17 protein-coding genes are annotated in these 14,326 nt (G+C 58.1%); 1 reads left to right on the forward strand and 16 read right to left on the reverse strand.

What is annotated here, in order from left to right:
* Positions 1 to 78: 78 nt before the first annotated feature.
* Complete coding sequence (locus tag AC0V6X_RS14440) at positions 79 to 534, reverse strand: DUF2793 domain-containing protein (RefSeq protein ID WP_486185240.1); 456 nt, start codon at positions 532 to 534, stop codon at positions 79 to 81.
* A gap of 250 nt (positions 535 to 784) precedes the next feature.
* A complete protein-coding gene (locus AC0V6X_RS14445) occupies positions 785 to 2,743 on the reverse strand; it encodes a phage tail protein (RefSeq protein ID WP_486185241.1) in 1,959 nt (652 codons plus the stop codon).
* A 36-nt stretch (positions 2,744 to 2,779) separates the two neighbouring features.
* Between AC0V6X_RS14445 and AC0V6X_RS14450 the strand changes: the two genes are divergently transcribed.
* On the forward strand, positions 2,780 to 2,959 hold the full coding sequence (locus AC0V6X_RS14450; protein ID WP_486185242.1) for a hypothetical protein: 180 nt from the start codon (positions 2,780 to 2,782) through the stop codon (positions 2,957 to 2,959).
* Between the two features lie 212 nt (positions 2,960 to 3,171).
* Here the strand turns inward: AC0V6X_RS14450 and AC0V6X_RS14455 are convergent, their stop codons facing one another.
* The 14 genes from AC0V6X_RS14455 to AC0V6X_RS14520 all read right to left on the reverse strand — a co-directional run bounded on the left by AC0V6X_RS14455 (position 3,172) and on the right by AC0V6X_RS14520 (position 14,222).
* On the reverse strand, positions 3,172 to 3,987 hold the full coding sequence (locus AC0V6X_RS14455) for a DUF2163 domain-containing protein (protein WP_486185243.1): 816 nt from the start codon (positions 3,985 to 3,987) through the stop codon (positions 3,172 to 3,174).
* A complete protein-coding gene (locus AC0V6X_RS14460; protein WP_486185244.1) occupies positions 3,987 to 6,308 on the reverse strand; it encodes a DUF2460 domain-containing protein in 2,322 nt (773 codons plus the stop codon). Before AC0V6X_RS14460 ends, AC0V6X_RS14455 begins: the two co-directional genes overlap by 1 nt.
* Positions 6,309 to 6,323: 15 nt before the next feature.
* On the reverse strand, positions 6,324 to 6,899 hold the full coding sequence (locus AC0V6X_RS14465; RefSeq protein ID WP_486185245.1) for a tail tape measure protein: 576 nt from the start codon (positions 6,897 to 6,899) through the stop codon (positions 6,324 to 6,326).
* The gene (locus AC0V6X_RS14470; protein ID WP_486185246.1) at positions 6,883 to 7,101 is read right to left on the reverse strand and encodes a phage tail assembly chaperone; all 219 of its coding nucleotides are present in this window, start codon (positions 7,099 to 7,101) and stop codon (positions 6,883 to 6,885) included. Before AC0V6X_RS14470 ends, AC0V6X_RS14465 begins: the two co-directional genes overlap by 17 nt.
* Positions 7,101 to 7,415, reverse strand: a complete 315-nt coding sequence (locus AC0V6X_RS14475; RefSeq protein WP_486185247.1) for a gene transfer agent family protein — start codon at positions 7,413 to 7,415, stop codon at positions 7,101 to 7,103. Before AC0V6X_RS14475 ends, AC0V6X_RS14470 begins: the two co-directional genes overlap by 1 nt.
* The gene (locus AC0V6X_RS14480) at positions 7,412 to 7,819 is read right to left on the reverse strand and encodes a phage major tail protein, TP901-1 family (protein WP_486185248.1); all 408 of its coding nucleotides are present in this window, start codon (positions 7,817 to 7,819) and stop codon (positions 7,412 to 7,414) included. The genes AC0V6X_RS14475 and AC0V6X_RS14480 overlap by 4 nt, the downstream gene beginning before the upstream one ends.
* Positions 7,820 to 7,841: 22 nt before the next feature.
* Positions 7,842 to 8,234 carry a DUF3168 domain-containing protein gene (locus tag AC0V6X_RS14485; protein WP_486185249.1) on the reverse strand — a complete coding sequence of 131 codons (393 nt, stop codon included), beginning with the start codon at positions 8,232 to 8,234 and terminating at the stop codon, positions 7,842 to 7,844.
* A 177-nt stretch (positions 8,235 to 8,411) separates the two neighbouring features.
* Positions 8,412 to 8,969, reverse strand: a complete 558-nt coding sequence (locus AC0V6X_RS14490) for a head-tail connector protein (RefSeq protein WP_486185250.1) — start codon at positions 8,967 to 8,969, stop codon at positions 8,412 to 8,414.
* A gap of 191 nt (positions 8,970 to 9,160) precedes the next feature.
* Entirely contained in the window at positions 9,161 to 10,315 is a 1,155-nt protein-coding gene (locus tag AC0V6X_RS14495; RefSeq protein WP_486185251.1) for a phage major capsid protein, read from the reverse strand.
* A gap of 79 nt (positions 10,316 to 10,394) precedes the next feature.
* On the reverse strand, positions 10,395 to 10,769 hold the full coding sequence (locus AC0V6X_RS14500) for an HK97 family phage prohead protease (protein ID WP_486185594.1): 375 nt from the start codon (positions 10,767 to 10,769) through the stop codon (positions 10,395 to 10,397).
* 33 nt (positions 10,770 to 10,802) lie between these two features.
* Positions 10,803 to 11,108, reverse strand: a complete 306-nt coding sequence (locus tag AC0V6X_RS14505) for a DUF6127 family protein (protein ID WP_486185252.1) — start codon at positions 11,106 to 11,108, stop codon at positions 10,803 to 10,805.
* Positions 11,105 to 12,262 carry a phage portal protein gene (locus AC0V6X_RS14510; protein WP_486185253.1) on the reverse strand — a complete coding sequence of 386 codons (1,158 nt, stop codon included), beginning with the start codon at positions 12,260 to 12,262 and terminating at the stop codon, positions 11,105 to 11,107. The genes AC0V6X_RS14505 and AC0V6X_RS14510 overlap by 4 nt, the downstream gene beginning before the upstream one ends.
* A gap of 26 nt (positions 12,263 to 12,288) precedes the next feature.
* Entirely contained in the window at positions 12,289 to 13,614 is a 1,326-nt protein-coding gene (locus tag AC0V6X_RS14515) for a DNA-packaging protein (RefSeq protein ID WP_486185254.1), read from the reverse strand.
* Entirely contained in the window at positions 13,611 to 14,222 is a 612-nt protein-coding gene (locus tag AC0V6X_RS14520; protein ID WP_486185255.1) for a hypothetical protein, read from the reverse strand. Before AC0V6X_RS14520 ends, AC0V6X_RS14515 begins: the two co-directional genes overlap by 4 nt.
* Positions 14,223 to 14,326 lie beyond the last annotated feature (104 nt).

The following is a 14,326-nucleotide window of genomic DNA, read 5'->3' on the forward strand; positions in this document are numbered from 1 at the left end:
GCGATCCCTGCAAAAATGTCAGCTAACTTGGGTGGAATGCGAGTTCTGGGCTTTGAATTTTGCCATTCAAGCGAAGAATCAAACGCTAAAAATGCCTACATTTCTGAGTGTTTCAATGAGCTCGACGATAGCCGTTCGAGCTTCCGCATCAACGTTAGTTCCTCCGCTCGGAGCAGCCGGCTCGACGGCGGATTGCCATCCAGAGTTATAGTGCAGGATCTGCGCTGCAGTTTGGTCGAAGATCGTCATTCCCGTCGTTGGCGCGATGAAGTGCCAGGCGCCACCGACCAAGAGGGCGATATGGTCGTCGTGACCAGCCCAGTCTCCGGTCGCACCCGATAGAATGCGATAACACTGACCTTCTTCCGGATTGCTCGGCGGGGTGCTGAGAGAAGCCGACGCGCCGGATTGCATCAGAGCGTCAATTATTGTCAGCGCTTGGTTCAGCGAAAATTCCTTTTGCGCCTGGCCCGAGAATAAAAGCGGCAATGAAAGGTGGCGTGTGGTCGATGGAAAAGGAATTGGGATTGCCATAATTTGCTCCGGTAAGTGTGCGAGTGACTAGGCCAGTGTCACGAGGAAAAGTGGGGCAGATTGGCCAAATGTCCCGCTCTGCCGAACCCAGAGGTCCTCTGGGCCAAAGTTGGCCAGCAATTGCGCTCTTTGCGCGGTTGCCAGTGTCATCTGCGGCTCGCTTAACGACCAAGCGACGTACGGCGTATCGACTGGCCCAAGCCCAAGGACATATGTCTCTTGTTCTTCGACCAAGGGAACGTCGCTTGTTTCAGCCCAACGCCAATGGCCGCGTGCGCGCCGTGTCCAGCACAAAAGCCAAGCGCCATCGGACTGGACTGAGAGTTCTTGGTAGGACGGGCATTGGCGGTCGGCGCGAAAGGCCAATGTTGCGGAGGTCAGCGTAGACAGGCTCATCATCACCGCGACCTATCGCCGCGATCCGCGTGCTTTGCGATGAGGGGACTGCGGTCGCATCTAGGGTCGTGTGCGTGTCGTCGAGCAACACGAATGGAGTGCCCGAACTATGTCCGGCGGCTGACGCGTCTTCTGTACCGGCCCTGCCACGCAGCAATCCGCTCAATCGCCAGATTCCGCTACCAATTTGGTCGGCATTACAAAACTGAATGACCTCGCCTCCGACCAAAGCCCGATTTTGGCCCATCGCGATTCCGGTTATGTCCGTGCTGTCCAGCGCGAGATCGTCACCGACAAGATCCACAGTAAGAACCGCATTTGGCTCGAGCAAGGTTGCAGATGATGGCCCGAGAGGATCGACCAACTCGCCCATGTTAGCCCTCTTCGCATCTGCGAAGCCGATGCTCGCCAGAGTGCCCGCCTGATCCAGATAAAGGGCTGCACCGCGCCAACCGGAGTCTGCAGCGGATGCCGCTGCAAGCATGACGGCAGTGTCAGGACTGGTTGCGTCATCAGGCGGCACCTCAAAGGCTGATAGCAAGGTTGGCGGTGCGATGAGATCGACTGGAGCGTTTGAGATGCCTGCATCACTGGAAGCAACCGGGCCGAGTTCTGGCGCCAAACGGTCGAGTGTCAGCTCGATGCCTCTGTCGAACCACTCCCAACCGCGAACAAGCCAGTAGCCACTTGTCGAGGGGAGACGGACCACACTCCCCGGTCCGATCCGGTTATCAAGCTCTCCAATCCGCCAGGTTGCGGTTTGGTCCCGCCAACGAGAGCGGTGCGCATTGAAGTTGGCTAACGTCCGCGCGCCCTCGGCTGTCATGGTCATAGGAAGGTCGACGATTGTCTCTCTGCCTGCCACTCGCAGGCCTAGTGCCCTTTGAACACCGGGCTGGTAGTCACGTTCTTCGTCATAATAGCGAAGCGCCAGGGGTTCTGACCCCTGCGACCCAGCCCGTCGAACGTTGCGATCGTCTGCATCTTCGCTGCTGCGCTCTGACAGTTGTTCGGGCAAGGTTGGAATCTCAGCAGGAAGCCCGGTTGCAGAAGCAAGCTTCAGGCCCTCAGCGGTAGTGACGCAACTTAGAGGGAACACTCGATCAATAGCACTCAACGAAGACCCAATTGGACCGCCCTCATCAGAGAATCCTCGCGCATTCTGAAGCAAGACACTGTCGGTGCTGGTGCTGCTTTGAGGGACAAGGTGCCCTAGCGAGACACTGGCGTCCTCCGGTGCAAACACTTCGAAGGTCAGGGTGGGGATGCGGTTGCCAAAGTCGCCAAGCTGGAGGTCCTCAAACACAACGTAGGCGCAATCGCGAAAGGCAGGAGCCTGCGCCCCTTGGTCTGCTTCAATCAACGGATCTACTTGGTTCTCCCCAGTCCCAAAATATGCGCGCATCGTGCCTTCCACTTTGAGATCGCCGCTTTCGCCGCGTAGCAAGTTGCCGTCAGCCCATATCCTGCCAATTCGGTCAATCGGCGTGCTTGAAAGTGCCACTGCGAAGGAGGCGGAGTATGAGTAAGTCCGAGTGGATGGTTGGCCTTTCCCGCTGCTCTGCTTCGAGCTGGTCTCCTGCAATTCGGTCGACCAGATGATGGAACCTGCTGTCCGCACTCTGCCAAAATGGCGAGGCATGGGCTGACCATAGCTCGAAGTGGTGACAGACAGTTCTTTGAGGCGTGGGCCTTCGCGCGTCCCGCCACTGAAGATCGCACGATCAACCTGTTGCCCGATGAAGGCACCGATCGATCCTCCGATTGGTCCACCAATGGATGTGCCGACTGCCGTCAGAATTAGAGTCGCCAAGAGAGCGCTCCTTTCGAGTGCTTAAGTGAGCCGCCAATGCGCGAGGCAAGGCTGGCTCTGATCGAAGGTTTGCCGGACCACTTTGCCAAGTCCGGCATGGGCATGGATAATCTTTTTGGGCGTCTCGACCAGTTCGAGATGTTGCTGTCCTGGGCCCGGCTCGACGAGCAAAATGTCCCCAGCAACGGGCGCGCCGTCGGTCCTGCCAAAGCCTGACCGGACGGCGAATTTGAACCATTGACTAGGGTTCGAATTGCGTAGTTGGTACCCGCTCGGAAGATGAGGAATTTTGCCAATCTCGATCAAACTTGCGTGGAGCAAGCCGATGCAATCGAGCCCGTGCAAAGGATCTCTGCCATGCAGCCGAAAAGGGGTCCCGACGAAGTTGGCTGCTGCCCGGGCCAATTTTTGGCCAGTTGCAGAAGGTATCACCCTGCACCCTGACCGTATCGCGCCAAGAGATCATTGCCTGGAAGAAAAGGCTCTCCGCGAAAGTTGATCGCATTGTCAAAACGGTTGGCACATGTGGTCAGTGTATGATCGCAACCCATTCGAAGTTCAGCTGATGTACCAACTGTTAGGCCATCTGAGAGCGGCTGGTCGAGCGTCAGCCAACCCGCATTGGAACTCAGGACAGTGAACGACAAACCTGTTTGGGGGCCCGCTAGAAAACGGATCACTCCATCGACATAATCGTTAGGGGCGATGCCCGAAAAGCGAGCTCGGTTAAGATCGAAGTCGACATCCGAAAGCGCAGCGCGAATTGTGAAACGCGCCGCCGACAAGCCACATCCGATGCCACAAAAATTTGCTCTGCAGGTTGGGCTGGTGCGTGGGACAAGGTCTTGCTCTAGCAACTGTTTTGCGGATCTTAGCTCGCCCGAGAAGCCAGTACCGCTCTCCTCCACACGCCCAAGGCTTCCAGAGTACAGCACAATGTTCTCAAGCGTTTCCCAGTCGACAATGCCGATCTGAATGGAAGCTCGGTCATACAGCCCCGCAGCAAGTTCCTCAGAGCGGATCGTGTCGTGGCTGAGCGCGCCTTCCACGCCAGCGCTGTCCTCTGAGAGGTCCGAAGTCATTCGAATAGCTGATGGCACCATCCCAGGTGCCGAGCGGTGAGCGAGTCCTCCGAAAACCAGTTCGCGATCATGGCTCGTAAATCCCATCGCGACGCCATCGCGCCTGAAAACTCGCCAAAAAGTTGCCGCATTGTCGAGTTCGCGGTCGAAGAACACCCGCATCAGATTTCTTCCCGAAGCTCTATCAGAGGCACACTCGGCGCTTCGCCAGCTTCGAAATTGACACACGAGATATCGATTCTGTCTTCAGCGAAACGCACGGGGACATCGAAAAAGAAGCCGGCTCTGATCTCAGCGCCCTCTGGCGGAGCGACGTTGAAAATCAACAGGCCCTTCTCACCCAAGGTCCAATCTTGGGTGAGTGCTCCACCAACGCTGACAAGCAAGCTATCGGCCTGTGGCCGGGTAATTGGGCGGATTTGTGGGTCATCGGTGAATCCATAGGTCTTCACCAATTGATAATCTGCCGCCAATCCGTCTCCAACCGCAATCAATTGGTCGAGCATGGTTGGCGCTTCGGTCATGGCATTGGTGCTGAAATCGAACGGGTCTCGCAGTCGAAACCCTTTGGCTGCACCTCTGCGAGCACGGAAAAAAGAGATCAGTTCTGACAGTTCATCTTCTGACCGGATCCCAGGTCCGACGTCGAAGTGTACCCGCGCATCTGACCACAAAGAATTGCGACGTTCATGGCCTGAGGCTGTGACAGAGACAGTGGTGGAGAATTCGGGGCCTACCGAAGTCGTTCGCCCGAGGTGAAAAGGGTAAAGGACATCGTCAAAAGGGTCCATGGGATCCTCCGCTGTTGAGGGAAGTCGAGTGTAACCGTCGCGATTGACCTGTGGCAGCGCCCAGACATAGCGGCGTTCCACACCGCGCAGCGCTGCTTCGTCGAGCCCAGCATCGATCCGGGCCCAGAATTCCTCGGCATCGGCTGGGTCCAAAACAAAGCCAGAAAGGTAATCCTGCTCTTCAACGGGATATTGCAGGCGGTCATCGACGAAAACGTATGCGGCCCGTCGCAAAGCATCCGCGCCGGCCGTCAGCCAATCATAGTCTTCGACCTGAAGCCTATCGAAAGCTGGCCTTGCCCAACCTGCAGGAAGGTTAGCGCGGTACATCTCCGGCGTGTCTGGATTGAGGATCGTGGGCGTAAAGGCGAGCAGCAAAACCTCGGCGGGAGAGCTGGCCGCAGCGCGCACGCTGGCGGTTAGGTCGGCGGTTGACTGGGCCAGCAGAGCGCCTGCTGCGTCCAGCAGGTCGGTTTCTGCGGCGCTCAGGGGTTGGCGAATGTCGGCGATCTCTGGCGGATTGCCACCGAAGGCCACCCTCGCCGCTGAGTCATAGAGATAGACCTCGCCTTCTTGTGTGGTCCACCACCATGGCTCTCCAATCTGAAACCGCACCGGTAGGCCCGCGCCTTCGAGCAACGCGACAAATGCACCTGCGCTCGATTGGAGCCACGCCATTGCAGCCGAGTTGGCAGGCGAAAGAAGGGTGGATGGCGGAACCCATCCAGTCAGTGCTTGATCGCCTGCGACACTGCGCTGCTTCCAGTCATCTGGACAATACTGATCGAAGAGCTCGTAGGAGATCGAAGCGATCACTTCGAGATCGTTCTCAGACGCCAATTCAAAGAAGTTGTTGTGCCACTGTGTGGCCGGTTCACGCAGTTCGCCGTTGGGGGTTGCAAGCAGGCCACCGGATTGCTGTGACAGCCGCATGAAGTGGCTCATCCCGACGTAGTGGATTATGTCTTCCCGGTAGCCGAGGCCGACTACCCCGCGCAGCAGGCGCGCAGGAGTTTGATCGTAACCGTCATCATAAGCGGTCGCCATACGTTCGCCATGCATCGGCAAGCGCACATCACCGATCTCCAGCATGCTTTGCTGACCATCGGCTACGATATTGGCGATGGTGACCTGACCATTGAACCGTTGTGCCAACGGCGCGGTGCTTCCTGGCACATAGCCAGGGGGAACGAGAGAGATGAACATACGATCAATGTCAGCAGGATTGATCGGAGTGCCCGGGAGACTGAAGCCGCTTTCAAGCTGAGAGAACGGAAGTACAATCGTCGCATCAGTAGGGGAGCCTGTGGCATAATTCCAAAGCCTCACAAACCACGTCTGCGGGCTTCCAGTCACGTCCCTGCCTTCGATCGTCAAAGTGGGGCCATTGATCCCATCAAGCGGGATGATGCCTGTCGATTGCCACCGAAAGCTCAAGCTGGTGTTCGAGTAATCTCGATTGGTCTCATATGCGAGCAAGGGGTGATCAAGGCTGTCAATGCTGTCCCATATCAGCCCGACAAGCTCGCCCTCATGGTGGAGCTCAACATCAACCTGCAGTGAAGTTGCGCTCGTCGTGATGACAGATGCCATCGCTGGGCGCGGGAAGTTGACTGTCCAAAACCGCGGGTCGAACCGCTGGATGAAACTCGTTTCCTGACCTGTTCGCTCAGTGGCGAGGTAGTATGCCATGATGTTTCGCCCGCCTTAGCTTTCCTGGATCGCTCGACGCACGGCACTTGCCACTTGGCGAGATGATCGTTGCATCGCAGTCGGCGCGGAGGTGCCACGCGGGCTGGTCAATTGGATCGCGACGCGGACATCGCGGCCTGATCCGCTAGCCGTGCCAAGATTGGGGGCGATCCGACCGGAACTGGTTGGCACAAAAAGCTCTGGGCCATTCTCTCCCACGACATAGCCTCGACCTGGCGAGACCGGCCCCCCGGTTGCGCGTCCCGGCAAGCCGAGAAGGGCGCCAAGCGACTGTCCAATTAGGCCACTGAACCCTCCAGAGGTCCCGCCAAAGACGGATCCGATGCCAGATTGGATGGCATGGGCTGCGATGGAATCGAGCGCGCGAAAAGCGACACGCTTCAGATCATCAAAGCCCAATGATCCGCGCCGTAGCGCCGACGTCAGCCCGTTTTCGAGGATATCACCTGCTCTGCCGAAGCCGTCGAGCAATGAGTTGTCCAGCGCTCCGCGCATGCTTTCTAGGTCCGCGGAAAACCCTTGGGTGGTGGCTCGCACGTCAATGACGAGTTCTTCAAAGTTCGGATCCATGTCGATCGCGCTCCAACATTGAGTTGATTAGATCTCGGCTTGGGCCTGCGCCTGCGCCAATTAGGTCGGGTTCTTGAATTGCGCTGAGCAGTTCGCACGGCGTTGCTTGCCAAAACTCGGCTGGACGCCAATTGAGCACCCGCGCTGAGACATGCCACCAGACGCTGACCGAGGCTCGAAAGTCAGCCTCATGCGCAACCATCAGGTGCGGCCTTGCAAGACCTGAGATAGAATTGCACGGACCGGAGCCGTCGCGTTGACTAAGCCGCGGTTGAGCACCGCTGCGCCCACCTCATCGCGCGCTGGCTTTGGTTCATTCTCGATGCAATGCCAGATCAACGCGGTGATTTCCGCCAAGGTCAGTCCGCCTTCTGAGGCGCGCTCAACCAGCGCGAAGAGCGAGCCGATCTCCTCTTCAGCAGCGACGAGATTCTCAAAACTCGGTCGAAGCAGAAGATTTTGATCTCCCAGTTCGAACCTGGTCTCGCCCCTCAGAGCGTTAGCGGATTTGGTCATGCGGGAGTGACCGGGCCGGAGCTTTCCAGCTGCATTGTGTACGTCCGCTCACCGTTAAAATCACCGGAATAGTCGAGGCGTTGGACAAGGAATTGGCCTTGCAGTCGCTCGCCATCTTCAAACGAGAGCTCATAGTCATCCACGGTTCCAGTCAGCGCATGGGCTCGTACAGAACTTTCCGCTTGGCTGCCCAAAAATATCCCTGCAGCGCTAACAGAAACTGAGCGAGTACCGGCGCCTGAGAGCAAATCTCGCCAACCACCCGATTCCTTGTGGGTGACTACGACAGGATCGCCATTGATGGTCATTTGAGTGGTACGCAGTCCGGCTACAGTCTCATAGGTGACGGGCGAGCCGCCATCGCTGATTTTGAGCAGGAATGCGGCCCCATTTTGCGCGGGCATAGTCGTTTCTCCAGATTGATGGTCAGGTTAGGGGTGCGAAGATCCGGAAGCGGAATTCAAGCAGTGCGCCGCGAAGATTGCCTTCGCGTTCTTCGCTGCGAGCGCGAAGGAACCGGATCGAGCACACTTCGAAGCCAGCATGAAACGCAGGCAGATCGCAGACGCGCTGTTCTATGGCATCAACTAACGCCGCATCGGCATCTGGCCCATCGGCTCGGCTTTCCAGTTCGAGCGCGATGCGCACTTCGCGCCCTCGGCGATCTTTGGTGCCCCAATCCGTCGATGCGCTGGCAGCGATCCCTACCCATGGCGCACTGGCGGTGACGGGTGCTTCTTCCTCGATTGCATTGATGCTGGCGAGCTCGGGGTCGCTGCGGAGCCAGTCAATTAGCCCTGCGCGGAGGGAATTTTCCATAATGTCATTCCTGTTCGAGGTCCGGCCACAAGGCCGCAGCGGACCGCCACTTCATTCGTGAAGCGGCCAATTCGGATCGACGGTCGCTCAAGATTGTCGCGCCATAGTCACGAGCGGACTGTTCTGCCCGCCTCTTGATCCTGCCGATGAGGGCGCCGGTGTTTGCAACGGCCTCGATCATGCCAGTCTTACATCGCGCCAAGGGCGCCAGAGGGCACCCACGCTTGCAGGAGGAAGGTTCGCATTCTTGCTGCCACCCGTCCTATCGCGGTCACGATATTGAAAAGCGCAAAGACGGATTATTCCTTGCTTGAGGGGCGCGGGAACATCGTTCCATACTCCCGCAAGCCCGGTGCGGACGCGTACGGCGAGCGCTTGGCCTTCGACATTTGAAAGGAGCGTGAAGCAAGCGGTGCCCGGACTTTCGATCGTGAATTCGAACTCCGAAGTGTCGAGGGCTGTACGGGTGCCATCTTGAGCCACGATCTCGACTGCCGCTAAGGCTGTTACTGGCCGCGTCGTGAGAATGGTTTGACCCGCTTTGATCGCAACACGTTCGTCCACAAGCTGAGACAAGGGCGTCTGGCCGGTGTAGGCTTCGCATGTTGCAAGTGCCGTCTGAAGCAGATCGACCAGAAGATCATCTTCATTGGGGCGGGCAATGCCGAGCCAGCTTTTGAGGTCGCTTAGAGCATCGCCGGTCACATCGGCTGGCTCCACAATTGTTCGCCGCATAGCGGTCTCCCACTAGGATAAGTGTCGCAAAAGAAGGTGCACCCGCGCCGCATCGGCAAAGCGCCCGAGGACTTGAAGCCCATCGGAGCGACATTGCGGCGGCGCGGGTGCGAGGTACCAGTAAGGGAGGAAGGGGGCTCAACCCTACTGGGGACAGGAAAGGAGCGTCCAAAGGGCGCTCCTAACCTTCATTAGGCTTCGATCTTGAGCAGCTTGATCGCGTTTGAATCGAGAACCTGACCGCCCACACGCTTGGTCGCGTAGAAGTGGACGAACGGCTTGTTCGTAAACGGATCGCGCAGCACACGGGTCGCGCTGTGCTCGGCGATGAGATATCCGTGCCGGAAGTTCCCGAATGCGATCGGGAACTCACCAGCTGCGACATCTGGCATGTCTTCGGCTTCGACCACTGGATATCCCAGCAGGCGGTCAGGCTGACCGTCAACGAGGCCTGGCTGCCACAGGAATGCGCCATCGGCTGTCTTCAGCTTGCGCACCGATGCGAGTGTCGATGAATTCATCACGAAGCTCGCTCCCTGGCGGTGACCCGCTTTCAGAGCATGGATGAGGTCAATAAGCTTTGCATCGGGAGCTGCATCAAAGCCGCTTGCATCGCCTGATCCGATATACTGGACCTCACCGAAAGCGCGCACGCCGTCTTCTGCGGTGCTCGTGGCTGCGCTCAGGAAACCCTCTGGTTGGTCGCTGCCAGTGCCGTTGACGAAGGCAGAACCCTCCGCACGAGCAAACTCGATGGCAATTTCATTGGCTAGCCAGCTTTCAAGGTCGAACGCGGCATCATCAAGCATTGCTTGGCTTGCTGCCGGATTGGCAAAGAGCTCGCCGGAGGGAGGTGCAATTTCAGCAAAGTTCGGCGTGTCCGTTTCAGGTCGAGCGGCGGTCTCGCTCACCCAACCCGATGCCGTGCCACCTGTGGAAACGAGTTTGCGATAGCCAGAAGTGCCGGTTTGGACGACTTGGGCGAGCGAGCGGATCGGGCTGATCTCTGCAAGCTCACGTGCGATGGTGGAATCAATCGCTTGCGGAACGGCAAAGCCGCCGTCGGTGGGTGAGACGGAGTTGATCGACTTGACCTCTGTTTCACGGCCACGGCGCAGATATCCGTCAACGAAGCCTTTGACCTCTTCGGCCTTGGCAGGTGCGCCACCCATGACCGGACGCGAAGCAGCGCGCGAAACCTTGTCGAGACGGGCTTTCACTTCGTCTACATCGGTGCGCAGATTCGCAATTTCGGCTTCTGCCTGATCTTGGCGGGCGACGATGTCAAAGCTCTGTTCCATCGCATCATCGGGCATGTCAGTGGGTACTTGAGTGATGTTTTCCATGGGGTAGTGGGCCTTTCTATTGGGCATGAAAAAGGCCGCTCCGAATGGCGGCCCGTGGGGTGGAAAAGAGGGTTGCTGGTCAGCTGGTTAAGTGCACGCGGGCGCCGAATTGAAGGGGGTGGGTAACCAAGCTGACCTCGAACAAATCGATCTCGAGTAGCTCGCGTCCAGCATCGGAATAGCGCGCTTTGCGAGCGCGGTAGCCGAAGCTAAGGCCGCTTACGGTATGCTTGCTAAGCATCGTCGCCCCGCGGCTTGATGGGCGAGTTATCTGGGCCACCACGCGCAGTCCCCGCTCGTCTTCCGAGACACTCTCGATTTCGCCGATTTTCTGGTCTGGCCGATGCTGCCACAGCAGCGGCAGGGGAGTCTCTGCGGCTGGCGAGGCTCGCAGCAAAAGCGCCACGACGGATGATATCTTTGTCCGCGTCAGGAACATCGAACAGCCCGGCATAGCCTGCAAAGCGAGTGTACTGCGAGGTTGCCATCACAGCATCTCCCACACGCCAAGCCGTACCGCGATGCCGATCAGCAGCACTGCGAGAAGGGCGCGAACAGCCCATTCGATAAAGGCCTGCCAGGCACTCGCTTTGGCATCGCGCCAGGCTTGCAGGAGCTCACGCAATTCATCGAGGTCGCCCTCAGCGCCGGCGTCGGCCAGCCCAAGTCGGTCGAGCACGCGGTTCGCAGCAAGTTCGCTGGTTTCTTCAACGATCGCACGCAAAGTGACAAGATCGGCCCCTTGCTCATTGGCCTGAGCCATCAAGCTTGCGAGTGTATCTTCGTGTTTCATGGCTGTTCCTCCTCAGCGGGAAAGCCGAGCAGCTGACGCTTCTCTGAGCGGGTTAGGAATTCAGCGTCTGAAACCTGTTTCCAAAGCCTTTCGCGATCTTCTGATAGTGCTGTAATCCGATCTAAGTCGACGGTCAGCGCGGAGTCAGGGAACCAGGGCGACAGGCCCTCTTGCAACGCGGCATAGAGTTTCTCAGTCAACGGCAGCAGTGTCAGGCGCCACAAGGCTCGATTGGCTTCACGGTAGTTTGAGTACGTGTTGTCGCCAGGCAGTCCGAGCAGCATCGGCGGGACTCCAAAAGCAAGCGCGATTTCTCGTGCTGCGGCGCTCTTAAGCGTCGCGAAGTCCATGTCTGCCGGAGACATAGCCATGCGCTGCCATTTGAGGCCACCATCGAGCAACATCGGTCGACCTGCGTTCCTGGAGCCAGAGAACGCGGTTTCCAATTCGTTGCGGAGCCGATCAAACTGCTCTTGCGTCAGGCCTGCACCATCACCGGTTTCATAGACCAATGCGCCTGATGGACGTGCTGCGTTCTCAAGCAAAGATCGATTCCATTCACTCGCAGCATTGTGGATGGCAACGGCTTGTTGGGCCGCCGCGAGGGCGCTTGCCCCAAGGTGATCATCGAGAGGGTGCATTGCCTTGATCTGGATGATGTTGGGCCAGCCCTCATCATCCTCAATCGGGATGGAAATGGTTTCCCCCAATACCGTATATTCATAGGCGCACGGCCAGCCATCAGCTCCGACCGACACTGTGACTCTATCGGGGCGCAGAGCGTAGAGGTCGACGGGCTTGCCGCTTGCATCTTTGACGATCTGGATGAAGCCATTGCCGTGGAGCAGGATATGTGCGGAGAGTGTTTCGATCAGCGATTGGCCCGCGCTTGTCGCAGTGACCAAGGCCAACAACTCGTCGTTGGTGCACGAAATTGGTGCTTGTCCAACGCCCTCGGCAACGATCCGGACCGCACGCTGAGCGATCGGATTTGAGAGAAAGCCCTCACGGATTGCCCGATCATATTGATACCCGCGCGCAGGCGCATGGTCTGCGAACGCCGGGGTCCAACCCTGCAGCATCCCTTGCGAAAGCGGCACACGGTTGTTCTCCCCGCCTTTGAAGGCGGAGAGCAGGTTTTCGAGCAATGCCATTGCAATTCCTTTGGTTTGAAGGTGCGTTACAGTGGGCGCACGCTGGGCCTGGCTGTCGGCCCCAACATCAGTTCATTCAAGGCCCAGACCAACGCATCCGCCCGATCTGGAGAGCGACCTGGACCTGCGTATTCACCGCCGATCATCAGGCCGCACATCTGGTCTTCTAGCTGCGGGAAAACCCCACAATGCCGCACCCTTCCTGAGGCGTAGAGCGCCGCAATAGGTTCTGCTCTTGCGACTTTGCCGCGGGTGGCGTGGACCAGCTTTACCGGAAGCCGTGCGTCGGCGGCCCGCAGCACGCTTTCGACCATAGTGCCGCCTTGGTTCGCTTCCGCCACGACGCGGTCGGCATGCCAATGCTCTGCGGCTGTGGCGACGGCTTTGGCCCAAACATCAGGTTGAGCACGCGTTACAGAACAATCTGCTAGCACTCGGCCAATTCCATCGTCACCCAAGCTGACAACGATTATGCCGCACTCATCTCCATTGGCCGAAGCCGGCGGATCAACTGCGACGACTACTCGCAGCGGTTCAGCTTTCTTCTCCGATTCCCGGGAGCTCTCAATCACGCTGCGTGACCAAAGAGCACCCTCAATATCGAGCAGCATCTCGCCCGCAATCTCCTGCCGCGCGAGCTGGCTGCCGCCATATTCCTGTTCGATCGCCTCAAGGAACTTCCTTGGAAGGTTGGCGGCGTTGTCGAAGGTTGAACCGCGCGTGACTGCGGTGCCCAGCGAAGTTTCCGCTTCAAGCAGTCGCTGCACCAAGGGCACAGGGCGCGGCGTGGTTGTAACCGCGACGCGGGGGTCTTCGCCGATGCGAAGGCCCATCCACAGGTTGTCCCATGTGCGCATCGCCCGGTTGTGTGAGATCGGCCATTTGCCGAGTTCATCGCACCAGGCGTGACTGTGTTGCGGGCCTCGCAAGGATTCTGGCTCAGCCGCCGAATAGAGCCGCGCTTGAGCTCCATTGGGAAACCGCACCCTCTTCAGAGAGGCCTCAAAAATTGGCATTCGATCCGGCGGAGAGCAAGCGAGTATGCCGCTCTCTCCTTCAACCATGACTGCTCGCGCTTCAGCCAGTGAAGTCGCTACAAGAGCGATGCGCGCCTCACTGTGATCTTCGGCGATCATTCGGACCCATTCTGCGCCTGCTCGCGTCTTGCCAAATCCTCTCCCAGCCATAATCAGCCAAGTGCGCCAGCTCCCAGCAGGTGGCAGCTGTGCTTCTCGGGCCTGCATTTGCCAGTGATAGGCAAATTCGTTGCGTTCCACTTGGTTGAGTGCGCCTACGACGCGCTTGATTGTCTTGGGGTCTTCGTTGATCAGCCAATCGAGATCGGCGTTCACGTTTTTCGGCCATCAGGCGAGTTGGCTCGCTGTCGTTCGGCCCTCACTTGGTCGCGCAATGCTTTCACCTTGCGATCGATTGATGTGCGGACTTCAGCGGCACTGACATTGCGCTGCTCTGCATGCGCGCGAGCGGCGTTGTCGCGGTGCGCCGCGAGCAATCGTGTGGCGTTGGCAAAGTCATACTTTGTCGCTTCACCAGCTTGCATATCGCCTTCGCGCAATCTGCGCAGCACCTCCATTTCAAGATGGAGGTAGCCTTCGTAGAGCGCGGCGAGCCATTGGCGGGCAAACTCCGGGTCTTCCCGGCGAGCCTTGTACGCTGTGCTTGAGCTGATGCTGGCTCTTTCTGCTGACTGCTTTACGTTCGAGCTTTCGGCAAGATTGGCCAGAAACAGCTCTCGTTTCTTTTGATTGAACGTGCCTTGCTCGCCTTCTCTATGTGTTTGCGTGCTTGTCATGGCTGTCCTCCCAGACAGTGCGGAAGAAGGCGGCCATCCCAATTCGCGGATACCGCCCTTCCGATGGCATCGAAGCGCTTTTCCCGAATCACATTTTTCCGATGTTGCTCTTTTGTACCTAAAGAGTGTTACAATGTCAAGCAACATCACCAAATAGGTTCAAACAGTCAGAACTTGCAAGCGGAAGGTTGCTGCCCTACTTCGCCGTATTCTCGTGTTCAGGGAGCATAATTGCTTTGGCTTGGCTACGC

Source organism: Erythrobacter sp. S267, from assembly GCF_057365045.1.